We start from the raw sequence: 25,158 nt of genomic DNA on the forward strand, positions 1-25,158 counted from the left end.
AGGGCCGGCTCGGCAGTCTCAGAGCTGCCGTCCTCGCCACCGGTGGCATCACCCTGGCCGGCCTTGCCTTCACCTGTCGGCTAGGCGCAGACGAGCTCCGGCACCGCGGACAGCAGCCACACGCCGGTGAAGGACAGGGCCGCGCGCCACCCCTTCACCGCGGCCCACGCCCCGGCCCCGGCGCCGAACCAGCAGAGCTCAAGGGCTGCCCGCGCCGCCCCGTGCAGGGGGTGCGCGGCGGAGGGGGCGCCAAACATCCCCCACAGGGCGGCGAACAGCGCCACCAGGGTCATGGCCAGTAGGAGGCGCACTGCCAGGGGCGCCCGCCGGGTGAAGCCCCACCAGCCGGCGGCCACGTAGACACCGATCTCCGCCAGGAACGCCAGGACACCGCTCACGGCGCTCACCGCGCTCATCGGGCGAGCCACGCCGCGGAGGCGAGGTGCAGGACGGCGAAAGCGCCGGCGCCGAGTGCCATTCCCCGGTTCCGCTGCCGTGCGCCGATCGCCGAGTCCCCGATCTGGGCCAGGCCTGCGACCACCAGCATCGGCCAGGCGGCCGCGCGGGCACCGGTCAGCAGGACTCCGGCGGTCGCCAGTCCCAGCGGGACCGCCCGTGCCGCGTACGCCCGGGCGTACAGGGCGGTACCGGCGGTGACGGGCTCGGAGTGGGCGAGGGCGATCCCGGGGCGAAGGGCCCCGGCGACGCTCGACCCGGCGCTGATGAGTGCGGCGATCACGTTGGCGGCGAGCAGGACGGTCATTCCGTTCCCCCTAGAATCATTCGAACTGTGAATGATTCTGAAAAGCTATCATTCCCTTCATGAGTGATGTCAAGGGCGCGGCCGATCTCCGCGCCACCGTCGTGTTCAACCTGGGCACCCTCGGCGCCCTCGCCGCCGACCGCTTCGCCGCACGGGTCGAGGCGCTCGGCCTCAAGCCCAAGCACGCGGGCCTGCTCGCCGCGCTGGACGCGGGCCAGGCGGCGTCCCAGCAGGAGCTGGCCCGACGGCTCGGCGTCGCGCCGAGCCTGATCGTCGCCCTGGCAGACCAGCTCCAGGGCCTGGGCGCGCTGGAGCGGGTCCGCGACCCGGAGGACCGGCGGCGGCAGGTGCTCGGCCTCACCGCGGAGGGCCGTCGGCTCCTCTCCGCCTGCGTCGCCGCCGCCCAGGCCGCGGACGAGGAGCTGACCTCGGGGCTCGGCGACACTCAGCGCGCTGCGCTCGCGCGCGGGCTTCGCCTCCTCGGCGAGCAGCACCGGCCTGCCTAGTGCCGGGGCTGGAAAGGCTCACCGTGTCGCGGCGCCCGGCTCTAGCTCGTCCAAGGCAGGCGGATCGCTTCGATCTCAAGGTCTGCGAGCAGCGCCTCGATGAGCGGGCGGGAGCCGCAGACCTTGGTGCCCCAGAGGTCGTAGTCAGTGCTGACATCAACGACGGCAGACGGCAGGGGCCGAGGCCCGACATCACCAGAGCGTTCGCTACGGTCGAAGCAGGCGTCTCGCACGTCGTGTTGACCGTGGCTCGAACTTGTCTGCGATCTGGACAGCGTGCCGTGGCGTCGGGTGGCTGTTCTTGCGGCCTCGGCCGATCACGGTCTTGCACGCTCCGCTACGCGAACTGCCCGTCGCTCAGCCGCGGCAGCGAGGCGGGACCGCTTGAGCCCAAAGCCCCCGTTCCACCTTCGGCCCAGGACCGGCGCCAGCGTTGCACGGACCGGACACTCACCCGCAGCTCTCTGAAGATCACTGTGCTCGCCTCACCGCGCTCGAACCGCTCGGCCGCCTCCAGCCGTAACCGTTCCCGGAACTCCCGGCGCTCAGCGGTCAGCCCGCCCCCTTGTGGATACCGCATCCAACGGTGGTACCGCGGAAAGCAGGCCGCGGTCAGCCCGTTACGACATCATGAGTGCAACCTCAGTAGGTGGCCCTGGGACTGGGTGGGCGGTTGATGGTGGCCCTGGGTGGCTTGCACGGGGTCTGGTGCGCCCGTGGCAGCAGCCCGCGGGCTTCCAACATCCGGGGCCTATCGCGGCGGGCGGCGTGTTCATCCGACGGAGAGGGAGTCCAGGAGGCTTTGTGCGGTCTTCAGGTTGTTGCTGTCTGCCGCGTCGCCAAAGGCGAGGGCTTGGCGGAGGCAGGAGCGGGCCTCTTGGGGCTCGCCCAGTTCGATCAGGACCTTGCCCAGTTCTGTGAGCGCTTCGGCCTCCACGTCGGGAATCCCGATCTGCTGCAGGAGGAGCAGGCCGCTGCGAAAGTGGTCGGCAGCCTCCTGCCACCGCCCGACAGCGGCGTGGTCGCGACCGAGCCCGCTGATCGTCTTGGCGCGGTAGATGTCGGCGGCGGACCCGCTCACCGGGCAGTCGGGCGCGTCCAGGAAGGCGATGATGCGCTCGTGCTGAGCCAGGGCTTCCTCAACGCGGCCGAGGTCGCGCAGGCATACCCTGTGGACGATCATGGCTTGGAGCCAGCCGTCGTGATCACCGGCGGATTCGAACAGGTCGACGGCGGCGCGGGCCTTGTCGAAGCCTTCCTGCATCTCGCCGAGCCGGCCGTGTGGCCATGCCGCGTAGAACAGTGCCCAGGCCTGCTGAGCGACGTCCTGGGCGCGGCGGGCGCACTCCAACGCCTCGTCGGCCCGTTCGACGGCCTCCCGGTATCGGTGCTCGAAAGCCAGCACACCGGAGTACTGGTTGAGGTGGAAGGCCTGCAGGCGGAGGTCGTCGAGCGCGGCAGCGGCTTGGCTTGAGAGGCGGTAGATCTCGCTCCAGTGCCCCCAGTGGATACACAGGCCGCAGAACCATTCCATGGCCTGAGCAGTCTCCGTCACCCGGGTGTGCTCACCGCAAGCGGCGGCGCTGCGCAGCGCGGCGTACCAGGCGGGGGATTCGCTCTCGAGCCAGGTGCGGGCCTGGTCGGCGTTGTCCAGGGGTACCAGGCTGTGCCAGCCGGACGGTGGTGCGCCGTGGTCGGGGCCGAACCAGCGGCCGGCGACGGTGGCGGTGTCCAGCAGCCAGGTCCGCAGCCGGCCCTCGGCCGCTTTCCGCTCGCCGGGCTCCTCCTCCTTCGACAGCCGGTCGCGGGCGAACAGCCGCAGCAGGTCGTGCAGTTGGTAGCGGCCGGTGTAGGTGGCCTGCAGCAGCCCGGTCTCCACCAGTTCCTCCAGCACGTCCTCGGCGTCGAAGACGTCGGTGGTGGTCATGGCGGCGCCGTAGGCGGCAGTGAAGTCGGGCCCGGGGATCAGGCTCAGCAGCCGTAGCATCCGGGCTGCCTGATCGGTCAGCTGCCGGTAGGACAGCTCGAACGCCGCCTCTACCCGCACGTCCCCGGCACTGAGCGCGCGGAGTCTGCGTTCCTCGTCGGCAAGGCGGCGGACCAGGCGGTCGACGCTCCACCCCGACCGGACGGTGAGCCAGTTCGCTGCCACACGCAGTGCCAGGGGCAGGCATCCGCACAGCTCCGCCACCCGCGCGACGGCCTCGGCTTCCGTATCGGCCCGCTCCTCGCCGAGGATCCGGCGCAGCAGCTCCACCGCTTCCGACTGCGCCATCTGCGACAGCATCAGCCGGTCGACGTTCTCCAGCCCCGCCAGGGGCCGGCGGCTGGTGATCAGCACCATGCTGCGCCCGCCGGCGGGCAGCAGCGCACGGACCTGGCCCTCGTCGCGGGCGTTGTCCAGGACCACCAGGCACCGCCGCTCACCCAGCAGCGCCCGCAGCAGCCCCGCGTGCCCCCGCGGGTCTTCTTGCGCCAGCTGCCGGTCCGATACCCCGAGGGCATTGAGCAGCTTCAGCAGCGCCTCGGCCGGGTCGACGGGGCCGTCGACGCCGTGGAGGTCCACCACGAAGCATCCGTCGGGGAACTCCTCAGTCAGATCTGCCGCCGCCTTCAGCGCCAACGTCGTCTTCCCGCACCCCGGGGGACCCGAGACGACCACCACCGACGCCCTCGCGTCGGTGCTGGTTCGTTCCGCGGCCTCCCGCAGCCGCGCCAGCTCCAGACCGCGGCCCGTGAAGTCCCCCACGGAGCGCGGCGGCACCGCTGTCCCCGCCCCCGGCGCCGCACGCGTCGGCCGGCCGGCCCGAGCAGAGGCCAGCAGCGCCTCCCGCTCCCCGTCCGCCAGTCCCAACCCGTCCGCGAGCGCCGCCACTGTGCGCCGCTGCGGAACCCGGCTGCGCCCGCGTTCCATGTCGCCGATCGCTCGGACGCTCACGCCCGATGCCTCGGCCAGCCCCTCGATGGTCAGACGGCTGCGCTGCCGCAGACCGCGCAGGACGACACCGAAGGGCTGCTTTTCGAACACGCCATCTCTCTCTTCTGGACCGCCGCAAGAGTACGGCGTAGCCTGCCCAGGCACCGCCCACGGGGCAGTGGCAACCGCCCCGGAACGCCCGGACCCCCTCCGGAGGTGAGGGAAGACATGCCTGGCTGCCTGCCGCCACCGGCTCCACAGGTAGCACGTGTGTGCGACTTCCCTAGGGGCTGGTTCTTAGAATGTGGCCAGGCCGGAGGGTGGGTTCTCAGGCCGGGGTGCCAGCTTCCGGGAAGAGTGGGAGCCAAGACCCACCACGACCGCAGACGGGAAGCCGGAGACTGGCGCGCGGCAGCGCGAGGAAACCTGTTCCACAAGATGATCGGTCGACTGCACCACTGCCTCTGGTTTGGGGTGTGGGCGGGCCGGCTCCGGCGGAGGGGGCTGGTCGTATGAATCCTCTGCTGCCTTACAGTGAGCGGCCTCGATCAGCGTTACGCCAGGGAAGGCCTCTCATGACCCGCACCGCCCGCCCGATACTCCGCACCGCCGCGCTCGCCTCCGGCGTCGCGCTCGGCGTCGCCGGCTGTACCAGCGGCGTCAGCCACGCGGACGGCACCTCGACGTCGACCCCCGCCGGCGCCTCGGCCCCCGTGTCGGCCGCGGCCGCCCAACCCGCGGCGCCGCTGACCTCGGCCCAGCTGAAGGGTGCGGCGCTGTCCGCCGCGGACATCCCGCCCGGTTTCACCGTGACCACCGCCACCGAGGACGAGGCGTTCTTCGCGAGCGCGGCGGACACCGCGAAGCCCGCCTCCTGCCAGCCGATCCAGGACATGGGCGCCGACGACGGCGCCATCAAGCCGACGGCGACGGCCGACAACAGCTACCTGCAGCCCGCCAACGCGGCCGACCTGCTGTTCGGACGCATCGCCGCCTACCGGGCGGGCGACGCCGAGAAGGCCCTGGCCGACCTACGGACGGCTCTGAAGTCCTGCACCTCGTACCGGAGCACGTCCCCGTCCGACGGGACCGTGACTGCTGTGACGACCCACGTCCTGCCGGCTCCGTCCCTCGGCGACGGCGCGATCGCCTTCGACCTGACCGGTACCAGCAACGGCAAGATGGCGGCCATTCGGGTGACCGAGATCCGCGTCGGGTCGTCCCTGGTCCTCTTCGCCGGGGTCAGGGTGAGCGGCGCCGGAGCGGCCAACATTCCAACTCCGCTGATGGCCAAGCAGGTCGACGCGCTCAAGGCCGCCGTCTCAGACTGACGTGGCAGGCATCGGCAGGCACAGGGTGGCGCCGGCGCCCGGCTACCCGCTCACGTAGTAGCTGAACGCCCCTGTCGGGGCGGGGAGTTCGGGTCGCCAGGCGGAGAGGACCAGGGCGGACGGAAAGAACTGCGGCTGCGGCAGGGCGTCCAGCGGAAAACGCTCCCACCCGGCGTAGGAGTGCGGCTCGGTGACGAGTGCGTCGGCGTCGGACGGCGGGGCCAGGACCGCGGCAGTGAGCCGGGGGCGGCCGAGCTCATGGTCCAGCATTACGGCGAGCACCCGGAACTTCTCGGCAGGCAGCCGGATCCCGGTCTCCTCCTCCAACTCGCGAGCGGCGGCCTGCTCGAAGGACTCGCCCGGCTGATCCACCTTCCCTCCCGGCAGACTCCAGGTCGGGCTCTCGCCGGCGGTGATCCGACGGCCGAGCAGCACCCGGCCGTCGCTGCTGGGCACGATCACCCCTGCGCCGATCAACATGCACAACCTCCGATCGTGAGATGGCACAACCTGTTCAGCCACTCCCCCGGCAGCTCATGGTCCCGCTCCCCTCCCAGGGGCGGTCGCTTTGTGGGTCGCGGCGCGAGGCCGTGTGGCGGTGGAGGCGCGTCAACTCGCCTCACCGGGTTTCGTTGGTGGTTCACGGGGCCGGTGGGGTCCGCATGCCTTCGAGCAGCATGGCGAGGTAGCGGTGTGCGGCGGCGATGCGGTCGGCGGGGGCGCCTCCGTGGACGTTCACGGCGTGGGCGATGCCGCACATGAGCGGTACCAGGTCGCCGGCGGCGACGTCGGAACGGACCGCCCCGGCGTCGCGGGCCCGGTCGAGGAGTGCGGTGCCGGTCGACGCGAGCGATGCCTTGAGCTCCGTGGTGCGCGGCAGGGCGTCCGAGGCCGCGGCGGCGACCGGGGCCAGGGCGGCGTCGGTCACCTGTGCTTCGACGACGCAGGACAGGAAACCCTCCAGCGCCCGCCTGGGGTCGGCGTCGGTCAGTGCCTGGTGGCCGTGGGCGGTCAGGGCTTCCAGGCAAGGGGTGGCGACGGTCTCCAGGAGTGCCTCGGGGGTGGCGAAGTGCCGGTAGACGGTGGCGACGCCTACGCCTGCCCGGTGTGCGACGTCGTTGAGCTGCAGAGCGGTGCCCTGGTCGACCAGGTCGCGGGCGACGGCGACGATCCGGTCCCAGTTGCGGGCGGCGTCTCTGCGCAGCTGTGGCGTCGTCATGGTTGGCAGTCCAGGTCGCTCGTCCGATGGCTGAGGTTCAGCTTTCGATCATATGCGTGCCGTCGCGAGAGGTGCTGTGTCCGGGGGTGGGCGGCCCCGGGTCCCGCCCACCCCGCACGTCAGGGCCGGTCGTGCTTGCCGCGGAGGAAGCCGGTGATGCTCTCAAGCCACTGGTTCGGCTGCTCCAGGAAGGGCAGGTGGCCGGTGGCGAGCTCGGTGGTCTGCGCGCCGGGGATGGCTGCGGCCAGCTCCTGCTGGAGGCCGGCCGGGATGAGGGCGTCGCCGGTGGTCACCACGACGAGGGTCGGGACGGTGATCGCGGCGAGGTCCGCGCGGACATCGGTGCGGCGGACCAGGTCGACCTGGGCGCCGGTGCCGGCCGGGAGGGCCGGGGCGGTCTGGTGGGCGGCCGCACGCACCTGGGCCGGGGAGAGGGAGTTCAGGAGCGGGGCGCTCAGGGCCAGGTAGGTCAGGTACTGGGCGAGCAGGAGGTGCTGTCCGGACTCGTACAGCTGGTGCCAGATGGCGACGGTCAGGTCGGTGCGGGTGTCCAGGCGGGCGAAGGTCGCGCTGAGCACGAGTGCCGTGACACGCTCCGGGTGGCGGACGGCGGCGCGGATCGCGACCGGGCCGCCGAGCGAGTAGCCGCTGAGGGCGAACGTGTCGAGTCCTTCGGCGTCCGCCGCGGCGACCAGTTGGTCCGCCAGGTCGTCCAGCTCCAGGGCGGTGGGCGAAGTGGGAGACTGCCCGGAGCCCGGGTAGTCGACCCCGACGACGGTGTGCTCGGCGGCGAGTTCTTCGATGATCGGCCCGTAGTTGGCCTCGACGCTGCCGCCGGCGCCGTGGGCGAGGAGGAGGCCGGGGCCGGAACCGCGGACGGTTCGGGCAAGGACGTTCGGGGCTGTGACGGACATGGTCGGTTTCCTCACGTGACGAATCCTGCGGACGGATGTCGGTGGGCGGACGCGGCGGACTGCGTTTCGGGGACGTTCGCCGGCTGCGTGGCGAGCCGGTGAACCGGTCCCGGCTCCGGTCGGCGCCGGCGTTCGCCGGCGGGTGATGGTCAGGCCCTGGCGGAGGCCGTCAGGGGGCATGGGCTTGGCTGAGCCGGTGCACGGCCTGGGCGAGGCGGTGGTCGGTCGCGGCACGGAACGGGGCGACCGGCCGGGCCTGGGGGCCGATGACGACGCCGGTCCGGCCGGTCAGCACCTCGTCGGTGGCGGCGACGATGGAGGGCCGGGCCGCCACGGAGGCCGGACCGGACGTAGAGCGCTCGAACCTGCGCCGGACGAGCGGCCACAACAGCCTCAGGGCAGGGGAAACGATCTTCGGGTCGGCCAGGGTTCCGTTGGTCATATCGGTCGCCGCGCCTCCGGGGTCGGCGGCGAAGACCGAGACGCCCGTGCCGTCCAGCCGAACGGCCAGGTCCAGGGTGTAGGCCAGATTGGCGAGCTTGGCGCGTCCGTACCAGTGGAATCCGTAGTAGCCGCCGGACGGCTCGACGGCCTCGAACCCTCGCCTGGCGACTGCGACCGCACCCGAGGTCACGTTCACGATCCTGCTCGGCGCACCGGCCGTCAGCGTGGGCAGCAGCAGTTCCGTCAGCAGGTACGGCGAGAGGTGGTTGATGACGAACGACGCCTCGACGCCGCCCAGGTCCTGCCGCTGCGGGAACATCGCCCCGACGTTGTTGACCAGCACCGTGAGGGGTTCCCCGGAGGCGGCGTGGTCGGCGGCGATCGTCTCGGCGAGCGCTCGCACCTGGTCGAGCGAGGAGAGGTCGGCGGCCAGGAACCGGACGGGGTGTGCGGGGTTCGTCGCCCGGATCCGCTCGACCGCCCTGCTTCCCCGTTCGGCGTCCCGTCCCACCACGGTGACCGCGAAACCCGCGGCTGCCAGCCCCAGTGCCGTCTCCAGGCCGATGCCGCCCGTTCCGGCCGTGACCACGGCTGTCTTCGTCATGAGATCCTCCGCCAGACAGGCAATCGGATGATGTATCCGCTTAGTCGAGACGATAGCACAGATGCGGATGACCTATCCGGTTAGCTTGCCGCCCGACGGGGAGCGAGAGGCGGGGACAGGGTCACCCAACGCGGTCCGGATGCGGGCGGAGTAGGCAAAGCGATCTCGTTCACGGCGTCGCCCCGGCCTCGTCAAGTGCATGCTGAGGATCAACGACTCGAGGTACTTGTGAGGCGCCGCTCGCGGAACCCGGTACGGAGCACGCGGGTGCGGCATGGGCCTGCCTCTCTGAGAAGCCAGCCGGCTTCGAGGTCACCATCGACGACTCCCCTACCCCCGGGGACCGTCTCGATGAACGCGCCAGGGCGAACCGGCACTTGGCGCCCCCACTCCGACACGACTGCCTGACTGACACGTGTCAGAGGGTGCGTGCTGAGCCACTCGCTCAGCGCAATATGCGCGGCAACAGTCAGCGCGGGCCGACTTTCCGGGCCTGGCGACGCGGGTCGCCGAGAGCGATGCCAACGACTGTCAGCGCCTCGGCGGGGCCGATGAACCAGCGTGCGCGGTCGGCGAGCGGTCTTTCGAGGTGGACATGCAAGCCACGATCTCCCACCCGACGGCGTAGGCCTGGTTCGAGCAGAGGTCCGTCGATGCCGAAGGTGCCGCGAGCCGGTAAAGCACCGTACGCCGTCGGGGTGCCGCCGCGGTGTGTCCTCGGTGTGCCCGGTCAGGACAAGAGGCGCGTCGCCGATCTCGGTGCGCCCAAGGGCGTGACGCCTACGCCGGGCCCCGTCCTGAGGGTCGGGTAGCCGTCCTCGTCGCTGCGCCCATGGAGCCACCGAGGACGACGACGAGGTCAGCGTCGGGCAGCGGCCGGGGGCCGATCCGGTCGATGCCGACGTCGAGGTAGCACGCACCTTGCGCTTGCGGTCCCACCCGAGCGGCTCAAGCAGTCCGAGATCCCGAAGGCAGCTGACGCAAGGCGAGGACGATGCTCATCGCAAGTAGGACGCACCGTTGAGATCGAGGATCGCCCCCGAGGACCAGGCCGCCTGAGGGGAGCTCAGGTACAGCACGGCGGCCGCGACCTCTTCCGGGGTGCCGACCCGTCCGAAGGGGCTCTGCGCGGCGAGGGCAGCGCCCTCGGGGCCTTCGAGCTTGGGCTGCTGGCGCTCGGTGCCCACGAACCCCGGGGCGACGGAGGTGACGGCGATGCGGTGCGGTGCCAGTGCGAGGGCCATCGATTGCCCGAAGGCGTGAAGGGCCGCCTTCGCCGCGCCGTACGCGGGGTAGTCGGGCTCACCGCGGAAGGCTCCACGCGACCCCACGTTGACGATGCTCCCGGGCGCTCCCCGCTCGATCAGGTGGCCGGCGACGCCGAAGGTGACGTTGGCTGCGCCCAGCAGGTCCACGTCGATCATGCGCCGCCAGATCCGCTGCCAGTCCGCATAGGAGACCTCGCCGATCCGGTGAACGTTCTCCGGGCCCGGAGCCACGGCGGCATTGTTGACCAGCACATCGATGCCACCGAGGCCGGCCACGGCAGCGGTCACCACGGCGCGAGCGGCCTCAGGATCACCCAGGTCGCCGTCGACCAGCACATGACCCGCACCGGGCAGGGCCCGCAGCGTCTCCTCGGCCGAGGGGCGGGAGGAGGCGAAGTGCACCGCGACCTGATCGCCGTGATCGGCGAATGCGTGCGCGATCGCCCGGCCGATGCCGCGCGAGGCCCCGGTGACCAGTACTTTCCTCCGGCTCATCGGGCGAACACCTGCGACTCGTCGCGGAAGGACTTGAACTCCAGCGCATTGCCGGCGGGATCGCGGAAGAACATCGTCCACTGCTCCCCCGGCTGCCCGGGGAACCGCACGTAGGGCTCGACCAGGAACGACACGCCGCCGGCACGGACCCGCCCGGCGAGCTTGTGGAACGCCTCCGCAGCCAGCAGCAGCCCGAAGTGCGGAATCGGGACGTCGTGGTCGTCGACCTCACTGTTCCCGGCCGGAAGGACCGGGTCAGGGACCAGGTGCGTCACCAACTGGTGGCCGTACAGATTCCAGTCGACCCAGTGATCGCTGGAGCGGCCTTCGGGGAGGCCCAGCAGCGTGCCGTAGAAGGCGCGTGCCGCGGACAGGTCGTCGACGGGAACGGCCAGATGAACCGCCGGTCGGATGCTCACGGAGAACTCCTCGCGCTCGATGACGAGCCCGATGTTGCGCGACCGATGTCCGAATGTCAACATTCAGACATGGAGTCGTCAGTTCTGCGCAAGGCGGACCGCCGCGGGCTCGCCGCCGAAGCGGCGGACCGCATCCGCGACGCCATCTTCGCCGGCGCGTTCGCGCCGGGCTCACCGCTGCGGGAGGTCGATCTCGCCGCCGACCTCGGCGTCAGCCGCGGCTCGGTCCGCGAAGGACTGGGACTGCTGGAACGCGAGGGACTCATCCGGACGGCATGGCACCGCGGCACCCGGGTCATCGACATCGCCCCGGTGGACATCGAGGAGGTCTACTCTCTGCGTGCCGCGCTGGACCGACTCGCCTCCCTCACCGCTCACCGCAACGCGGGCGACCAGCAGCTCGCCGACCTGGACCGGCTCGTGACCGATATGGAGGCAGCCCTCGACCGGGGCGCGGGAGGCGCCGAACTCGTGGCCCTGGACATGGCGTTCCACAGTGCCGTGTACACCGCTGCGGGCAACACCAGGCTGACGACCGCATGGCACGCCATCCGTTCCCAGGTTCACCTCTTCCAGCTGCGGCGCGTCGAGCTCGCCCTCGACCACTACCGCAAGCGGGTCGTGGCGGAACACCGGCAACTTGCCGAGCTGATCCGCGACGGCGAACCCGCGACGCTCGCCCAAGCCGCCGAAAGCCACGTGCACAGCGCCCGCCGCGGGCTGCTGGCTGATCTCCCCCTGCCCGAAGGCGAGTTGTAGCCGGCCACCGGAGCGTCGGCGACCCCTGCGGCGGCAAGGCGAAGAACCCGTGACCTTCGCCGGATCCTCTCGACGGCCGGTGGGCTCCGTTCCGGAAGGGCCTGCGCCGGGGCAGCGCGTCAAGCCACCGCCTACCGGGGGCGCTGCAGGTCCGGACGCTGACCTGTGTCAGCGCCCGCAGTACTGGTCCGCCGAAGAGCAGCTCGACGTGATCGCCGCTCTGCAGCCGGAAGCCCTCCCAGCAGTGGGGGTTCTTCGAGACGGTGCCCGCGGCCGCCCGGCAGCGCGGGCCGGCCTGACTGGCGCACAGCCGCAAGGTGGAGACCGGCCTGCTTCCCTCGGCCGACAGCCCCGAGTCCGCCCTGCCGATCCCTGCCTCGCGGAGGATCAGGAAGGACGGAGCCCGCGCTCTCCGGACCCGTGGAACCCGGCGGTTCCGTGGCGAGATGCGGCGGCCTGCTCGCAACCCGTACCGGGGGAACGGTTGGACCGCTCAGCGATCGCGCCCCGCCGACGAATCCGGGTCAGCAAAGGGCCGTGGATGCCTGCACGTCGGCGAGTGTCCGTCGCGCGATCTCGCTGAAGTCGTCGTCACCGGTCGTCCGGCTCCAGTGGTCGAAGGCGATCGTCGAGGCGAGCGCGCCGAGTTCCGATGCCACGCGAGCGGTCAGGTCGGGCACGCCCCGCCGTTTGAGCGCCTCGGCCATGGACGCGATGAGGGCCAGGTTCTTCAGCGCTTCGCGTTCTCGCAGTTCGGGGTGGGCGGCGATCACCGCCTGCCTGCGGGCAATGAATTCACGGCGGGCGGGTGTGAAGACCTTCCGGCCGAGCGCGTCCAGCGCGTGAGCGACCGCCTCCAGCGGGGCGGCGGTTTCCGGCGCTGCCGCGATCGCCTCGACGAGCAGGCCGTTCGTCGTGTCGCCGCCGAAGAGCACTTCCCTCTTGTCTGACGGTGATGGCGATGCTGCGCGACCACATCCTCAAGGAACAGGACGGCGTCTTCCCGGCCGCGCTCGCCAACCTCGACACCGAGGAGTGGGAAGCGGTCGAGAAGGTGCGGGCAGAGGCAGGCACTGCCCTGTCCCGGCCTTCTGCCTGATCGTTCACTCACGGCTCATGGTGGCGGACCAGCTGCTTCGCGCGGCTGGTCCGCAGGTCATCTCCCGGCCGGCCCGGCCTGACCTCATGGCACCTTGACGGCCCGGCTCCGCGAGTCCCGGAGTAGCCGTTCCAGCACACCGGTGATCCCACAGCCATTGGCCTGCGTGATCCCTGGGTGTACGTCGGTCGTGGAGCCGTGTGCGGCCATAGGCGCTGGGGCGGCGTCACGCCCGCGCTGGGCACCGCGGGCCGGCTCCCGGCTGCCCGGGTGCGGCTGTTCGCCGGCCCCCGTCCATCGCTGCCGGGTCAGGGTCGTGAGGTACCAGGCTGGGTGCCGCCCAAGGTCTGGGTGGCGATGACAGCGGCCTGAACGCGGCGCTCCACGCCCAGCTTGGCCAGCAGACGGGAGATGTGGTTCTTGATGGTCTTCTCCGCCAGGTACAGCCGCTTGCCGATCTCCCGGTTGGTCAGGCCCTCGCCGATCAGGCCGAGGATCTCCCGCTCGCGGTCGGTGAGGCCGGCCAGCATGTCCGGCTGCTGCTCCTTGGCGTTCTCGCCGCGCAGCCGAGCCATCAGGCGGGTGGTGGCGCCCGGGTCCAGCGTGGACTGGCCGGAGGCGACCGTGCGCACCGCCGTGACCAGGTCGGTGCCAGTGATCTGCTTCAGGACGTAACCGGCGGCACCGGCCATGATCGCGTCGAGCAGGGCCTCCTCGTCGTCGAACGAGGTCAGCATCAGGCAGGCCAGATCCGGCATCCGCGAGCGCAGCTCGCGGCAGACGCTGACCCCGTCCCCGTCCGGCAGTCGCATGTCGAGCACCGCGACCTGGGGCCGCAGGGCCGGCACCCTGGCCAGCGCCTGCTCCGCGGTGCCGGCCTCGCCCACCACGGTCAGGTCCGGTTCCGTCTCGAGGAGATCGCGCACGCCGCGCCGTACGACCTCGTGGTCGTCCAGCAGGAACACCCGCACCGGAACCTGCCCGCCGATTCCGGCCGTGCCCTCTGTCATCCCGTCCTCCGTCAGCGTGGACCGTGTCCCCGGCGCGGCCGTTGCGGCTTCGCCGTTCGGCCGCCCGCGCCATCACATCACACCTCCGGCTCCCCGGGTCCGGGTGCACCGGGCAGCAGCATCCCGAAGGCCGGGTGGACCCGCAGGGCAGGGACGGTCGGCCCTGTGCGGGGCCGCAGCGTGTGCGGTGCACTGGTCCGGCCCGCCGCCCGCACGGCGGCGGACGCTGGGGCGTACCGGCCCCCGGAGACAGGACAGAGGGAGCGCAGACAGGTGCAGAGTGTCGTGGCGGCGGTCGACGGATCGCAGTCGAGCCGGCGGGCCCTGGAGTGGGCGGCGGACGAGGCGGAGCGGCGCGGGTCGGCGTTGAAGCTGGTGTATGCGTCGCTGTGGGAGCGCTACGAGTGCGACGAGGAGGAGAAGGAGGAGAACGACGACTTCGCGCGAGGCCGCGATGCGGCGCGCCGGATGTTGGCCGGGGAGGCGGCCCGCGCGCGGCGGAGGTGCCCGGGGTTGGAGGTCACCACCGAGGTGATCCCCGGGGAGACCGTGCCGGCGCTCCTGCACGCAGGCCGGGAGGCGGGGCTGCTGGTCCTCGGCTCCCGCGGCCACGGCGGTTTCCAGAACCTGCTGCTGGGGTCGGTGAGCCTGGGGGTGGCTGCCCGGGCGGACTTCCCCGTCGTGGTCGTCCACGCCACCGAGCCTGCCCCCGCACGCGGCAAGGTCGTCCTGGGAAGCGGCACGCACCAGCCAGGGCCGGCCGCTGACTTCGCGCGAGAGCAGGCCGCCCGACGTAAGGCGGAACTGGAGGTCGTCCACGCCTGGGAGCCGCAGGTGGACATGTCCGGCTTCTCCGTGACGCTGGACACCGGTTCCGCCCAGGAGCAGGCCCGGTCGCTGGTCGCGGTGGTCACCGCAGCGCTGGAGCAGCCGGGCCCCGACGTGAAGGTGCACGGGCAGGTGCCGGCGGGCAGCGCAGCGGCTGCGCTGGTCCGCGCCTCGGCCGACGCCGACCTGCTCGTCGTCGGCTCCCGCAAGCGGCACGGCCACCTCGGCCCGGTCACCCATGCCGTCCTGCACCACGCCGCCTGCCCGGTGGCCCTCATTCCCACCAGCGCCTGACACAGCGCAACCACCCGCCCTCTGCCCCGGGAGGCAGCCGAATGCACCCCGCCGCGCCGGCCATCGAGCTACGCGCCTTCACCAAGACCTACGGCCGCGCCACCGGCGTCGACCGCCTCACCGTCACCGTGGAAACCGGCGAGGTCTTCGGCTTCCTCGGCCCCAACGGTGCGGGCAAGACCACCACCCTGCGTACCCTGACCGGGCTGCTGCGCCCCACCAGCGGCCAGGTGCGTGTCCTGGGCCTCGACCCGGTCGCGGACCACCGCCGCCTCGCGCCGCGCCTGGGCTACCTGCCCGGCGAACTGCGCCTGTACCCGGAGCTGACCGGCAGTCAGACCCTGGGCCTGCTCGGCGACCTGCAGGGCGTACCCACCCCGCGCCGCGCCGAGCTGTGCGAGCGCCTGGCCCTGTCGGCGGCCGACCTGGCCCGACCGGTACGGGAGTACTCCCGGGGCATGAAGCAGAAGATCGGCCTGGTCCAGGCCCTGCAGCACGATCCGGAGCTGGTGGTCCTCGACGAGCCCTCCGAAGGGCTCGACCCCCTGGTGCAGGAGACGTTCTTCGCCCTGTTGAAGGAGACTGCGGCGGCCGGGCGCACCGTCCTGCTCTCCAGCCACGTGCTGCCCGAGGTCCAGCGTGCCTGCGGCCGCGTGGCCATCGTCCGGTCCGGGCGGCTGGTCACAGTACAGACCGTGGCGGCGCTGCGCGAGGCGCGGGCCCGCCGGGTGCGTCTGGTGCTGGAGGACGGGCACGGCCCGCGGCCGCTGGGCGCCGCCGAAGCCTGGTCCCCGGCGTGGAACCGCGGCGAGGTGCGGCTGCTCATCCCACCGGAGGACTTGGTGTCCGCGCTGCGGGAGCTGCTCGCGGCCCTGCCGGTCACGGACCTCACGGTGGAGGAGGCGGGCTTGGAGGAGGCCTTCCTCGACCTGTACCGGGCCGGGGAAGCCGGCCCGGGGACGACGAACCGGACGATGCCCGGAACGAAGACGGAGGCCCAGCTGTGAGAAGCCGTTTCCCGTTGTTCTGGCTGGCGCTGCACCGTCGGCGCCGCATGCTGGCCTACCTGGCGGCCGGAATGGTGCTGTTCGAAACGCTCATGGTGGTGGTCTCACGGGCCGTCCCGCCCGCCCAGCTGCTCGGCGGCGAGGTCAACGCCGCCCCGGGTGCGTTCCAGGCGTTCTCCGGCTCCACCGGCGATGTCAGCCTGGCCAGTTACCCGGGCCTGCTCGGCGCGGGGCTGGTGCACCCGCTGTGGATCGCCCTGCAGCTGACCGCCATCGGCTCGCTGGCCGCGGCCGCGGTCGCCGCCGACCTGGAGTCCGGCACCATCGAGCTGCTGATCACCCGTCCCATCAGCCGAGCCCGGCTGCTGGCCGAACGCGGCGCCGCGATCGTTGCCGCAAGCGTGCTGCTCAACGCCGCTGCGACGGTGACCCTGGCCGTCGGCATCGCCGCCTCCCCGACGCTGCACCGGGCCGTCTCCCTTAGTGGGGTGGTCGCCGCCGGACTGCTTGGCTGCTGCCTCACCCTCTGCCTGACCGGCCCAGCCTTGGCGGTCTCGGCCGCGGGCCGCCGGCGGGCCCAGGTGCTCGGGGCGACCATCGCCTTCGGCGCGGTCGGCTTCGCCCTCAACTTCATCGCCATGGCCTGGAGCAAGGCCAGGCCGCTGCGCTACCTCAGCCCCTTCCACTACTACACCCCGGGCGACGCCCTCGCCCACGCCCACCTCCCCTGGGCCTCCGCCGCCGTCCTGCTCGCCGTCGGCATGGCCGGCGTCGTGGCGGCGTTCCCTCTGCTCAACCACCGCGACCTGGCGCCCTGACGCCCTCCGCTGCGCTGTCCGTGCCGGGCGTGAGATGAAGCCGTACCCGGCGTCCTCTCGCGCCCGGGCGACGAGGTGGATGCACACGGGCCAAGCGCACAGGAAACGTCGTCGCACGGGGCGTGGGCAGCCGTGCCGGCACCGGCGTCGACGCCGGCAGGCACTGAGGCGGCGCCGGACGAGCGCAGACAAGATCGCGCGGGACGGCGTACAGGTGGCCGGCAGCGCCCGGGTCGGGAGGGGGCGGTGAGCAGCCTGCACGGTGCACTGCCCGCTGCAGCGCCCGGGTCCGCCGTTTCGGCAAGGCCACCACGCGCGGCGACTCCGTCGCCCTCCGCGACGCGGGGAGCGGCAGGGTGGGGCAGGCCGGCACGGCCGCTTGAGCAGCCGCGGGTGATCGGCGGTCTGCCGGTCGAAGCCAGCTCCTCCCTGACTGCGGCTGCTCAAGCGGCCGGCCGCTGCATCGGGGCGGCGTAAGCGCGGCCTCCCGCGGCGGCCCTCACCGGGTGCTGCGCAGCGGGGTCGGGGTGGCATCGGCATCCTGCGGCCGGCCTGCCGGTAGGCACAGGTGCACTGAGCGAGCAGGACCTCGCGGTGGCCGTGCACCAGCACCTGCCCGGACCGCTCCAAGAGCCTCCCCCGTAGGCGATCACGGCGACGCGTTCGCAGTCCACGGCCCCGCCTTCCCGGCGCGCGCTTGGGGCCTCGTCACCGCGAGACCCTCCGCCTGTGCCGGCCCCTGCAGTTCCTGCACCAAGCCGGCCGCATCCACGAGCCTTTGCAGTGCTGGATCAGGTCGTGGACGACCGGGAGCGCCTGCTGGGAGTCCCCACCGCGACACGGGGAACGCCCTGGTGATACTGGCCCTCTGCGACGGATGGGCCGGCCGCACAGCGAGGGCATCGCCCTGCTGGAAGGTCATCACCGACCGCTGGCGGCTGCTGCCCACCGCAGAGACGGAGACGGCGCAGTCGGCAGCCCTGCCGTGTCAGTAAGGGTCTTCAGCGTTGCTGCTCCGGGGTGAGGACTGCCTGGATCGTCAGCGTGAGCTGATCCGGGCTGCATGGGGTCTTGTCACTCCGGAGCTCCTTGGTGAAGGGCGGGCGGAGCACAGGCCGCCGCTGCCCGGACCCGACCCGACCCGACCCGACCCGACCCGCGACATGTTCCGCCCAAGGTATGCGTGACGAAACCGTCGCTCCGCAGGTGTGCAGAGGTCGGTATCCGTGTGGGCAGTGCGGTCGCGGTCGGCGGCCGACGCGGTAGAGGGTGTGGGACCTTCTCCGCCCGTGAGGCGTCAGCAGGTGCCTCGACGGTGGACGAGAGCTGTGGCAGGCCCGTGCGGTCAGTGGTGTCCGGCCGTTCAGTTGTCCGAAGTCGCGGGCTGTGTCCGGCGGTTCGCCGTTCGGCGGGGAAGGTCGAGGGCAAGGACGCCCTGGGCAGCGACAGCAGCTTGTGGGGCCGGGGCGCCACGCAGGATCCAGGCGAGGGGTACGGCCAGCAGTGCCCCGGCCACCGGGCCGACCAGGTAGATCCACACCTGGCCGAGGTGCCCGTCGACCAGCGCGGGGGCGAGGCTACGGGCGGGATTCATCGAGGCTCCGCTCAGCGGTCCGGCCCACAGGCCGGCCAGCGCTACGTAGCCACCGACGGCGATGGCCGCGTTGTGGCCGACATTGCGTGCGCCGCTGACGGTTCCGAGGACCACGGTGACCAGGCCCAGCGTCAGGATCGTCTCGGTGATCAGGGCCGTGACGCTTCCCACGGACGTGTCTGGTGCGCTGATGCCCAGGTGGGCGGTACGGCCGAAGAGCGCGCGCAGCACCGCGGCGGCGGCCAGCGCGCCGGTGAGCTGGGCGAGTACGTACCCGGGCACTCGCGGCCAGGGAAAGTCGCGGCGCGCGGCGAAGGCGAGGGTCACCGCCGGATTCAGGTGGGCGCCGGAGGTCTCGCCAAGGGTGTAGATCAAGGCGAGGACCATGATGCCCGGCGCGATGACCTGCGCACTGCGTCCGACATGCCCCCCGGAGAGGGCATCGGCCACCGGGGCGCCGGCAGCGACCAGTACCAGGAAGAACGTGCCCACGCCCTCACCTGCGAGCCTGCGCCATCCGCGGTGGCTGCTTCCGGCGGCCGACTGCGGCGGCCACGGCGGGGTCTTGGCGATCACCGTGCGCTCTTCTCGCGTCGCTTCTGTCGAGCTACCGGATGCTGTGGGGCAGCCGGTCGGTTGGGGCTGCTCGGCGTCCGCGCACCTGGCGGCCTCGGGCTGTGCGGCGGGGTCGATGAGGAAGGTGAACTCCTCGGCGGTGACACTGGGTTCTTTCCGGCGGCTGTGGTTGCGCAGATTGAACGCCACGGTGGGGGCTCCAGACTCAAGGTCAGGGCCGCGCGGGTCCCTGACCGGACGGCGGCAGCGGGGCGCGGCTTGGGGGATCACCGAAACGTTGTCACCAGCCCAGGAAGCTGCGCGGCTTGCGAAGGTCCTCTGGCGTGGGGACCTTCGGCTCCTTCTTCGCGACTGCCTGGCACCGGGATGGAGCCCCTCGGGTGCTGGAGGCAGCGACGTCGGTACCCACCGTCCCCTGCTGATCGAGATCTCCCGCCAGCCGGAGACCGACCAGTTTCCGGTGTCCGCCTGGATGCCGCTGTGCGCGTTCGGCAGCACCCCAGCACTGATCGCCCACCTGACGCCCGACCGCGACAAGTACCGGTGACCGTCGGGGGTGAGGCCTCCCCCACCCACGGATCCAGCGATCAGCACACCTGCTCGACTCCCTTCAGGGCACCGTGGGGCATACTTCCAGCGCAGGAGATCCAGTTCCCGTGGGAGGGGCAGCATGGGCGGTCAGGACGGCAGCGATCCGCGGAGCCCGCACGCCGCGGCACCGCAGCTGCGCCTGGACGAACTGCTGGACGAACTGCAGAAGCACGTCCAGCTGGTGCGCGGCACCCGCGACCGGGTGCAGACCCTGCTGGACGCGGTCCTTGCGATCGGCTCGGACCTGGATCTCGACGTCGTCCTGCGCCGGATCGTGGCCTCAGCCGTCGACCTGGTCGACGCCCGTTACGGAGCGCTCGGCATCCTGGGCGAGGAGGACTCCATCCGGCAGTTCATCACCGTCGGTATGGACGAGGAGACCATCGCCCGCATCGGCCACTACCCACAGGGCCACGGCATCCTCGGCCTGCTGATCCGCGAACCCGCCCCACTCCGGCTGGCCGACCTGACCCAGCACGCGGACTCCGTCGGCTTCCCGCCCGGACACCCCCCGATGCACACGTTCCTCGGCGCCCCCGTACGGATCCGCGACCATGTCTTCGGCAACCTCTACCTGACCGACAAGCGCGACGGTCAGCAGTTCGACGCGGACGACGAAGCGGTGCTGCGCACCCTCGCCGCCGCGGCCGGCGTGGCCATCGACAACGCCCGGCTGTACCAGGACGCCCGGCGCCGCCAGCGGTGGCTCGCGGCCAGCGCCGACCTCAACAGCTCCCTGTTGTCCGGCACCGACCCTGGGCAGGTGTTGTACACCTTGGCCGAAACCGTCCGGGAGATGGCGGAGGCCGACCTCGTCACCCTCGCGGTGCCCGTCCACGGCACCAAGGACCTGGTGGTCGAGGCTGCCGCCGGCCCGCACGCCGACACCGTCCACGGCCTGGCCCTGCCCGCGGGCACGCTGGCGGCCAAGGTCTACCGCACCGGTGAGCCCGTCACCAGCGACGGTCTGTCCGCCGACCCCCGCTCCGAAGGCGGCAGCGCCTCCCTGGTCGAGCTGGGCCCCGCCTTCTTCGTCCCCCTCGGCGCAGGCGACGCCATCCGCGGCGTACTCCAGGTCGCCCGCACCCCCGCCGGGCAGCCGTTCAGCGACACGATCCTGGAGGTCATCTCCGGCTTCGCCGGCCAGGCCGCCCTCGCCCTCCAGATCGCCGAACACCGCCGGGAGGCCGAGCAGGTGCTGGTCCTCAACGACCGCGACCGCATCGCCCGCGACCTGCACGACCTGGCCATCCAGCGACTCTTCGCCTCCGGTCTGAGCCTGCAGGCCACCCTCGGCCGGCTGGCCGACCGGCCGGAGACCGCCGAACGCATCCAGCGCGTCGTGGAGGACCTGGACGAGACCATCAGAACCATTCGCTCCACCATCTACTCCCTGCACCAGCGCGACCGGGGCGAAGGCGCGGGGCTGCGCGCCCGCCTGCTCGCGGAGATCGACCGCGCCACCGAGCCCCTGGGCTTCACCCCTGCCCTGCGGATGACCGGACTGCTCGACACCCTCGTCCCGCGCGACATGGCCGAGCACCTCCTGGCCGCGTTGCGCGAGGCCCTGTCCAACGCCGCCCGCCACGCCCACGCCACAGCGGTCGAAGTCGCCGCCGAGGTCGGTGCCACGGCGGTACGCCTGCGGGTGACCGACAACGGCGGCGGCATCGACCCGGCCACCAGCCGACGCAGCGGTCTGGCCAACCTCCGCGCCCGTGCGGAGCAACTCGGCGGTACCTTCACCGTCGCACCCCGCGAGCCGGCCGGAACCGTCCTGGAGTGGTCCGCACCGTTGCCGACCGGAAACTGACCGCAGCACGCGGCCCACCCGATGCGGTTCCGCTCGACGAGTGCACCGGAGTAGGTGCCGGCACGCGACGTCCCGGGAGGCGGACCTCGGGGACCGACGAAGAACCGCGGCATCCCATGCACGGGCAGCGCGGGTCCTCTTCCACCACGTGATCGGGCAGCTCCGGCAGTGCCTCCACGGCGGCGAGCTGTTCGACCAGCGCAGCCGGAACCCGTACACCACCTCTGCCCGGCGCCACGGCGCGCGTGGTCCGCCTCCCGGCACTGGATCAGCACATCCCGCGCAGCCGCCGGTGAGGCACAGCCGACGGTACCGTCTTCGGCCCAGCCCGGACATCAGCCGATCCGGTACCCCGTGACCAGGTCCGCGCTGATCCGCACCACGTGCTCCATCTCCCGGCCGATCCACGCGGGCAGCGCCTCGCGGTAGCGGCGCTGCTCGGCAGGATCGGTCACCAGGGTGGCAACACCGGTGACGACGACGCTCCAGCCGCGCCGCCGCACCGGATCGAGCATGTCCGCCTCGTACGCCACCACGGCACCGTCCTGGGCCGGCCCCAGGAGCGCAGCCCCGCGATGCGTACGGATGACCACGTGCTCGCCGTCGACGAGGTGGTTGACCGGCCGGATGGCAGGCAGGGCATGGTGGCTGAAGACGACTCGCCCGTAGGAGGCGCTGCCCAGCAGGCTCAACGCCTCGTCACGGGACAACTCCTCCCCGCGCGCCGATCCTTCATCCATGCCCCGGGCACGACTCATGCCCCGCTGCGTGTGTGACAGGCGGCTGGGTCCGGAACGCCCGGATTCGGTCAGGTCAGACTGGTTGGGCATAGGACCAGTGAACTCACATGAGTCACACGGTCCGGAAGGGCTGAAGGTCCCTGATCGCAGCCGGATGCCCGGGACCGGCGCAGTCCACCGGTCGGCTTCCCGGCTATGCCGTCGCATCTGCAACGGCCAGTCGGACGGGACGTTCGGAGACCGTTCCTGACTGCGCCTCGGGTCCCCCGACCCGGTCGGCAGGGACCTTCGGCCTTGACTCGGGCAAGTTCCCGCTTGGCGCCGTCCAAGGGGGATCGGCATCTGATAGACCGGTCTCGGCCTTCAGAACCGTGGCCACTCCCCCATCTCCTCTTCGCTTCCCAGGAGTTCGCATGCTCTCGTCCGAATCGGCTGCTGTGATCCGCGCCACCCTCCCGGCGGTGGGTGCCGCCCTCGACGACATCACTACGCGCTTCTACGCGACGATGTTCGCCGACCGGCCGGATCTGCTGGACGGGATGTTCAACCGCGGCAACCAGGCCAGCGGCGCGCAGCGGCAGGCCCTGGCCGGCTCCGTCGCTGCCTTCGCCGGCGCCCTGCTCGCCGACCCCGACAGCTCCCCCCAGGCGCTGCTGGACCGCATCGCGCACAAGCACGCCTCGGTGGGCGTGACCGAGGACCAGTACACGATCGTTCACAAGTACCTCTTCGCCGCAATCGCCGAGGTGCTCGGAGACGCCGTCACCCCGCAGGTCGCAGCCGCCTGGGACGAGGCGTACTGGCTCATGGCCGGCGCGCTCATCGCCCGCGAGGCCCGTCTGTACCAGGCAAGCGAAGTGGAGCCCGGCAACACCTGGCGGCAGTGGACCGTCGTCGAACGCCGCCAGGAGACCCCGGACACTGTCTCGTTCCTGCTGCGCCCCGCCGACGGCGCACCCGCACCGCGGGCCCGCGCCGGCCAGTACGTGAGCGTGCGCGTGCGCATGGCCGATGGCGTGCACCAACTGCGCCAGTACAGCCTGTCCTCCGCGCCGGGCGCAGACCTGCGCCGCATCACGGTCAAGCGGGTCCTCGGCGACGGAACCCCGGACGGGGAGGTTTCGGCCCTGCTGCAGGACACGGTCCAGCAGGGCGACAAGCTGGCCCTGTCGGCTCCGTTCGGCGATGTGGTCCTCGACGCCGGCGCCCACCCGCTGCTGCTGGTCTCGGCCGGGATCGGCTGCACCCCGATGGTGGGCATGCTGGAGCACCTGGCGGCCACCGGCTCCGACCGACCCGTCCTGGTGCTGCATGCCGACCGTTCACCCGCCGACCACGCACTGCGCGATCGCACCCGTGAGCTGCTCCAGCAGCTGCCCACCGCCCGTGCGGTCTTCTGGTACGAGCGCCCCGGCGGCAAGGAACCGGATGCCAGGGCAGGCGTGATGGAGCTGGCCGAGGTGGACGTGCCGGCGGCTGCCCAGGTGTTCCTGTGCGGGCCGCTGCCCTTCATGCGGGCCGTCCGCGGCGAGTTGCTGCGCGCAGGCATACCCGCTCGCCGCATTCAGTACGAGGTCTTCGGCCCCGACCTGTGGCTGGCGGACACTACGGCCTGAGCCCGTTCCTCGGCGGCCGTCGTACCCGACCCGCGCCGGTCCCGCGGCCTCGCTCCCGGTGAAGCCAGGAGGTTCTGGGGCAACCCGGGAACAGGGTCCGCAGTCCTCCTTGGAGTTGATGACGACACCGACCTCGCCCAGCTCGCCGTGGGCCGGCGAACTGGCGGAGTCGTCGCCCACGGCGTGGGCAGGTCGAAGCCACCGGCCTGAATCACGTCGTCGTAGGCGGGCTCGTCGCCCTTCTCCGACCCGCTGGCGAAGGCTTGTGCGGTGCACACGATCGCCGCTGGATCGGCCTGGTGGACCTCGTCCCAGTCCAGGGCGGGGCGGCGCCGCGATCCGGGCCGCAGGTTCACGACGATCACATCGCACGTGGCGACGAGCTCCGCCCACCACTCGCGGTCCGCCGTTTCGCTGCCGTCGAGCACGGCACTGCGCTTGTTACGTCCCACTTCAGAGTGACAGCCCGCTCAGCCCGGCGCCGACCACGTCGATCACCAGATCCCTCATTGACCACGTGGTATTTCGGGCCGGTGGGCTTCCCGCTCCCCGGGGGTACGGGTTCAGCGGCGCAGGGAGGTCTCCTGCTCCAGGCGTGACAACTTCTCGGGGTTGCGGACGAAGTACAGCCCGGTGATCAGGCCGTCCTCGGTCCGCGCCACCAGGACGCCCTCGACCTGGCCGCCCATCCGCATGATCAGTGCCGGGTGGCCATTGATCTGCGCCGACTGCACCGCTGCGGTGCCCACGATCCTGCCCAGCCCCGCCGTCAACAGGGCTGCGACCAGATCGGCGCCGACGACGGGTTCCAGCGCGGCCTGGACGACTCCGCCTCCATCGCTCAGGAAGACGACGTCCGGGGCGAGTTGATCGAGCAGTCTCTGCAGGTCGCCGGTTTCGACTGCGCGTCGGAACGCCAGCAGAGCTGCGCGGTTCTCGGCCTGGGAAACAGCCGTGCGTGGGCGCCGCGCAGCGACGTGGTTGCGGGCCCGGTGTGCGATCTGCCGGACCGTGACCGGGGTCTTGTCGACGGCCTCGGCGATCTCGTCGTAGTCCAGGCCGAACACCTCCCGCAGCACGAACACCGCGCGCTCGGTGGGCGTCAACGCCTCCATCACCAACAGCATCGCCATCGAGACGCACTCGGCCAGTTCGATGTCCTCGGCCACATCGGGCGCGGTGAGCAGTGGCTCGGGCAGCCAGGGGCCGACGTAGGTCTCCTTGCGTCGACGAAGCGATCGCAGCCTCATCAGCGCCTGCCGGGTGGTGACTCGGATCAGATACGCGCGCGGTTCGCGCACGACGCCTTGATCGACATCCATCCACCGCATCCAGGTCTCCTGCAGGACGTCCTCGGCGTCAGCGGCCGAGCCGAGCATCTCGTAGGCGACGGTGAACAAGAGGTTCCGGTGCGCGACGAAGGTCTCGGTGGCGTGATCCACCCGGTTGCCTCCGGTGGTCGGTTCGGTCGGCGGCATGGACCCGTCACTGCGCCCGCTCATCACTGGCTCCCACCCGTTCTTGATCTTCCGC

General features: G+C 71.7%; 24 protein-coding genes and 1 pseudogene. 9 read left to right on the forward strand and 16 right to left on the reverse strand.

Annotated elements, in window-relative coordinates; translation table 11 throughout:
• Positions 1-80: 80 nt before the first annotated feature.
• Together AOK09_RS03505 and AOK09_RS03510 are read right to left on the reverse strand one after the other, a co-directional pair.
• Positions 81-407, reverse strand: a complete 327-nt coding sequence (locus AOK09_RS03505; protein ID WP_055585607.1) for a YrdB family protein — start codon at positions 405-407, stop codon at positions 81-83.
• Between the two features lie 5 nt (positions 408-412).
• Complete coding sequence (locus tag AOK09_RS03510; protein ID WP_055585608.1) at positions 413-763, reverse strand: hypothetical protein; 351 nt, start codon at positions 761-763, stop codon at positions 413-415.
• 59 nt (positions 764-822) lie between these two features.
• Here AOK09_RS03510 and AOK09_RS03515 point away from each other — a divergent pair, with 59 nt between their 5' ends.
• Entirely contained in the window at positions 823-1,269 is a 447-nt protein-coding gene (locus tag AOK09_RS03515) for a MarR family winged helix-turn-helix transcriptional regulator (protein ID WP_055585609.1), read from the forward strand.
• 340 nt (positions 1,270-1,609) lie between these two features.
• Here AOK09_RS03515 and AOK09_RS43380 read toward each other — a convergent pair.
• Together AOK09_RS43380 and AOK09_RS03520 are read right to left on the reverse strand one after the other, a co-directional pair.
• Positions 1,610-1,849, reverse strand: a pseudogene (locus tag AOK09_RS43380) (helix-turn-helix domain-containing protein); the annotation flags it as partial.
• A 192-nt stretch (positions 1,850-2,041) separates the two neighbouring features.
• A complete protein-coding gene (locus AOK09_RS03520; RefSeq protein ID WP_055585610.1) occupies positions 2,042-4,297 on the reverse strand; it encodes an ATP-binding protein in 2,256 nt (751 codons plus the stop codon).
• 464 nt (positions 4,298-4,761) lie between these two features.
• Here AOK09_RS03520 and AOK09_RS03525 point away from each other — a divergent pair, with 464 nt between their 5' ends.
• Positions 4,762-5,517 carry a hypothetical protein gene (locus AOK09_RS03525; protein WP_055585611.1) on the forward strand — a complete coding sequence of 252 codons (756 nt, stop codon included), beginning with the start codon at positions 4,762-4,764 and terminating at the stop codon, positions 5,515-5,517.
• A 42-nt stretch (positions 5,518-5,559) separates the two neighbouring features.
• Here AOK09_RS03525 and AOK09_RS03530 read toward each other — a convergent pair whose 3' ends face one another.
• The 6 genes from AOK09_RS03530 to AOK09_RS03555 form a co-directional block, all read right to left on the reverse strand.
• Positions 5,560-5,997, reverse strand: a complete 438-nt coding sequence (locus AOK09_RS03530; protein ID WP_055585612.1) for a nucleotide triphosphate diphosphatase NUDT15 — start codon at positions 5,995-5,997, stop codon at positions 5,560-5,562.
• A gap of 160 nt (positions 5,998-6,157) precedes the next feature.
• Complete coding sequence (locus AOK09_RS03535; RefSeq protein WP_055585613.1) at positions 6,158-6,736, reverse strand: TetR/AcrR family transcriptional regulator; 579 nt, start codon at positions 6,734-6,736, stop codon at positions 6,158-6,160.
• Between the two features lie 119 nt (positions 6,737-6,855).
• Positions 6,856-7,650 carry an alpha/beta fold hydrolase gene (locus AOK09_RS03540; protein ID WP_055585614.1) on the reverse strand — a complete coding sequence of 265 codons (795 nt, stop codon included), beginning with the start codon at positions 7,648-7,650 and terminating at the stop codon, positions 6,856-6,858.
• A gap of 169 nt (positions 7,651-7,819) precedes the next feature.
• Positions 7,820-8,698, reverse strand: a complete 879-nt coding sequence (locus AOK09_RS03545; RefSeq protein WP_055585615.1) for an SDR family NAD(P)-dependent oxidoreductase — start codon at positions 8,696-8,698, stop codon at positions 7,820-7,822.
• A 998-nt stretch (positions 8,699-9,696) separates the two neighbouring features.
• Positions 9,697-10,461, reverse strand: coding sequence for an SDR family NAD(P)-dependent oxidoreductase (locus tag AOK09_RS03550; RefSeq protein WP_055585616.1), 765 nt, complete (start codon positions 10,459-10,461; stop codon positions 9,697-9,699).
• The gene (locus AOK09_RS03555) at positions 10,458-10,880 is read right to left on the reverse strand and encodes a VOC family protein (protein ID WP_055585617.1); all 423 of its coding nucleotides are present in this window, start codon (positions 10,878-10,880) and stop codon (positions 10,458-10,460) included. The genes AOK09_RS03550 and AOK09_RS03555 overlap by 4 nt, the downstream gene beginning before the upstream one ends.
• 69 nt (positions 10,881-10,949) lie before the next feature.
• Between AOK09_RS03555 and AOK09_RS03560 the strand changes: the two genes are divergently transcribed.
• Entirely contained in the window at positions 10,950-11,639 is a 690-nt protein-coding gene (locus tag AOK09_RS03560) for a GntR family transcriptional regulator (RefSeq protein ID WP_055585618.1), read from the forward strand.
• 524 nt (positions 11,640-12,163) lie between these two features.
• On the opposite strand, the gene AOK09_RS03565 is transcribed toward AOK09_RS03560, so the two are convergent.
• Positions 12,164-12,574 carry a hypothetical protein gene (locus AOK09_RS03565; RefSeq protein ID WP_055585619.1) on the reverse strand — a complete coding sequence of 137 codons (411 nt, stop codon included), beginning with the start codon at positions 12,572-12,574 and terminating at the stop codon, positions 12,164-12,166.
• A 20-nt stretch (positions 12,575-12,594) separates the two neighbouring features.
• Here AOK09_RS03565 and AOK09_RS37235 point away from each other — a divergent pair, with 20 nt between their 5' ends.
• On the forward strand, positions 12,595-12,738 hold the full coding sequence (locus AOK09_RS37235) for a hypothetical protein (protein WP_245687099.1): 144 nt from the start codon (positions 12,595-12,597) through the stop codon (positions 12,736-12,738).
• Positions 12,739-13,046: 308 nt separating this feature from the next.
• On the opposite strand, the gene AOK09_RS03570 is transcribed toward AOK09_RS37235, so the two are convergent.
• On the reverse strand, positions 13,047-13,748 hold the full coding sequence (locus AOK09_RS03570) for a response regulator (protein ID WP_055585620.1): 702 nt from the start codon (positions 13,746-13,748) through the stop codon (positions 13,047-13,049).
• A 273-nt stretch (positions 13,749-14,021) separates the two neighbouring features.
• Here AOK09_RS03570 and AOK09_RS03575 point away from each other — a divergent pair, with 273 nt between their 5' ends.
• The 3 genes from AOK09_RS03575 to AOK09_RS03585 are packed head-to-tail and all read left to right on the forward strand — an operon-like array spanning position 14,022 to position 16,695.
• Positions 14,022-14,870 carry a universal stress protein gene (locus AOK09_RS03575; RefSeq protein ID WP_063795821.1) on the forward strand — a complete coding sequence of 283 codons (849 nt, stop codon included), beginning with the start codon at positions 14,022-14,024 and terminating at the stop codon, positions 14,868-14,870.
• 41 nt (positions 14,871-14,911) lie between these two features.
• Complete coding sequence (locus AOK09_RS03580; protein WP_055585621.1) at positions 14,912-15,877, forward strand: ABC transporter ATP-binding protein; 966 nt, start codon at positions 14,912-14,914, stop codon at positions 15,875-15,877.
• Positions 15,874-16,695, forward strand: coding sequence for an ABC transporter permease subunit (locus AOK09_RS03585; RefSeq protein ID WP_157875786.1), 822 nt, complete (start codon positions 15,874-15,876; stop codon positions 16,693-16,695). Before AOK09_RS03580 ends, AOK09_RS03585 begins: the two co-directional genes overlap by 4 nt.
• 1,363 nt (positions 16,696-18,058) lie before the next feature.
• Here the strand turns inward: AOK09_RS03585 and AOK09_RS39905 are convergent.
• Complete coding sequence (locus AOK09_RS39905; RefSeq protein ID WP_055585623.1) at positions 18,059-19,054, reverse strand: MIP/aquaporin family protein; 996 nt, start codon at positions 19,052-19,054, stop codon at positions 18,059-18,061.
• A 481-nt stretch (positions 19,055-19,535) separates the two neighbouring features.
• On the opposite strand from AOK09_RS39905, the gene AOK09_RS03595 reads away from it, so the two are divergent.
• Entirely contained in the window at positions 19,536-21,269 is a 1,734-nt protein-coding gene (locus AOK09_RS03595) for a sensor histidine kinase (protein ID WP_055585624.1), read from the forward strand.
• Positions 21,270-21,604: 335 nt separating this feature from the next.
• Here the strand turns inward: AOK09_RS03595 and AOK09_RS03600 are convergent, their stop codons facing one another.
• Positions 21,605-22,009: a pyridoxamine 5'-phosphate oxidase family protein gene (locus AOK09_RS03600; protein WP_079062703.1), complete on the reverse strand. Its 405-nt coding sequence runs from the start codon at positions 22,007-22,009 to the stop codon at positions 21,605-21,607.
• Between the two features lie 413 nt (positions 22,010-22,422).
• Here AOK09_RS03600 and AOK09_RS03605 point away from each other — a divergent pair, with 413 nt between their 5' ends.
• A complete protein-coding gene (locus tag AOK09_RS03605; RefSeq protein WP_055585626.1) occupies positions 22,423-23,625 on the forward strand; it encodes a globin domain-containing protein in 1,203 nt (400 codons plus the stop codon).
• Here AOK09_RS03605 and AOK09_RS43550 read toward each other — a convergent pair.
• Both AOK09_RS43550 and AOK09_RS03610 read right to left on the reverse strand, forming a co-directional pair.
• Complete coding sequence (locus tag AOK09_RS43550) at positions 23,574-24,077, reverse strand: CoA transferase (RefSeq protein ID WP_079062704.1); 504 nt, start codon at positions 24,075-24,077, stop codon at positions 23,574-23,576. The genes AOK09_RS03605 and AOK09_RS43550 overlap by 52 nt on opposite strands.
• Positions 24,078-24,188: 111 nt before the next feature.
• Positions 24,189-25,127, reverse strand: coding sequence for an RNA polymerase sigma-70 factor (locus AOK09_RS03610; protein WP_055585627.1), 939 nt, complete (start codon positions 25,125-25,127; stop codon positions 24,189-24,191).
• Positions 25,128-25,158 lie beyond the last annotated feature (31 nt).

The organism is Peterkaempfera griseoplana (assembly GCF_001418575.1).
GTDB classification, from domain to species: Bacteria; Actinomycetota; Actinomycetes; order Streptomycetales; family Streptomycetaceae; genus Peterkaempfera; species Peterkaempfera griseoplana.

What these genes read in the sequence shown, in the direction of transcription:
- AOK09_RS03510 (WP_055585608.1), bottom strand. Translation starts at nt 763, where the DNA reads ATGACCGTCCTGCTCGCCGCCAACGTGATCGCCGCACTCATCAGCGCC.
- AOK09_RS03515 (WP_055585609.1), top strand. Translation starts at nt 823, where the DNA reads ATGAGTGATGTCAAGGGCGCGGCCGATCTCCGCGCCACCGTCGTGTTC.
- AOK09_RS03525 (WP_055585611.1), top strand. Translation starts at nt 4,762, where the DNA reads ATGACCCGCACCGCCCGCCCGATACTCCGCACCGCCGCGCTCGCCTCC.
- AOK09_RS03530 (WP_055585612.1), bottom strand. Translation starts at nt 5,997, where the DNA reads ATGTTGATCGGCGCAGGGGTGATCGTGCCCAGCAGCGACGGCCGGGTG.
- AOK09_RS03535 (WP_055585613.1), bottom strand. Translation starts at nt 6,736, where the DNA reads ATGACGACGCCACAGCTGCGCAGAGACGCCGCCCGCAACTGGGACCGG.
- AOK09_RS03540 (WP_055585614.1), bottom strand. Translation starts at nt 7,650, where the DNA reads ATGTCCGTCACAGCCCCGAACGTCCTTGCCCGAACCGTCCGCGGTTCC.
- AOK09_RS03545 (WP_055585615.1), bottom strand. Translation starts at nt 8,698, where the DNA reads ATGACGAAGACAGCCGTGGTCACGGCCGGAACGGGCGGCATCGGCCTG.
- AOK09_RS03550 (WP_055585616.1), bottom strand. Translation starts at nt 10,461, where the DNA reads ATGAGCCGGAGGAAAGTACTGGTCACCGGGGCCTCGCGCGGCATCGGC.
- AOK09_RS03560 (WP_055585618.1), top strand. Translation starts at nt 10,950, where the DNA reads ATGGAGTCGTCAGTTCTGCGCAAGGCGGACCGCCGCGGGCTCGCCGCC.
- AOK09_RS37235 (WP_245687099.1), top strand. Translation starts at nt 12,595, where the DNA reads ATGGCGATGCTGCGCGACCACATCCTCAAGGAACAGGACGGCGTCTTC.
- AOK09_RS03570 (WP_055585620.1), bottom strand. Translation starts at nt 13,748, where the DNA reads ATGACAGAGGGCACGGCCGGAATCGGCGGGCAGGTTCCGGTGCGGGTG.
- AOK09_RS03580 (WP_055585621.1), top strand. Translation starts at nt 14,912, where the DNA reads ATGCACCCCGCCGCGCCGGCCATCGAGCTACGCGCCTTCACCAAGACC.
- AOK09_RS03595 (WP_055585624.1), top strand. Translation starts at nt 19,536, where the DNA reads ATGGGCGGTCAGGACGGCAGCGATCCGCGGAGCCCGCACGCCGCGGCA.
- AOK09_RS03600 (WP_079062703.1), bottom strand. Translation starts at nt 22,009, where the DNA reads ATGGATGAAGGATCGGCGCGCGGGGAGGAGTTGTCCCGTGACGAGGCG.
- AOK09_RS03605 (WP_055585626.1), top strand. Translation starts at nt 22,423, where the DNA reads ATGCTCTCGTCCGAATCGGCTGCTGTGATCCGCGCCACCCTCCCGGCG.
- AOK09_RS03610 (WP_055585627.1), bottom strand. Translation starts at nt 25,127, where the DNA reads ATGAGCGGGCGCAGTGACGGGTCCATGCCGCCGACCGAACCGACCACC.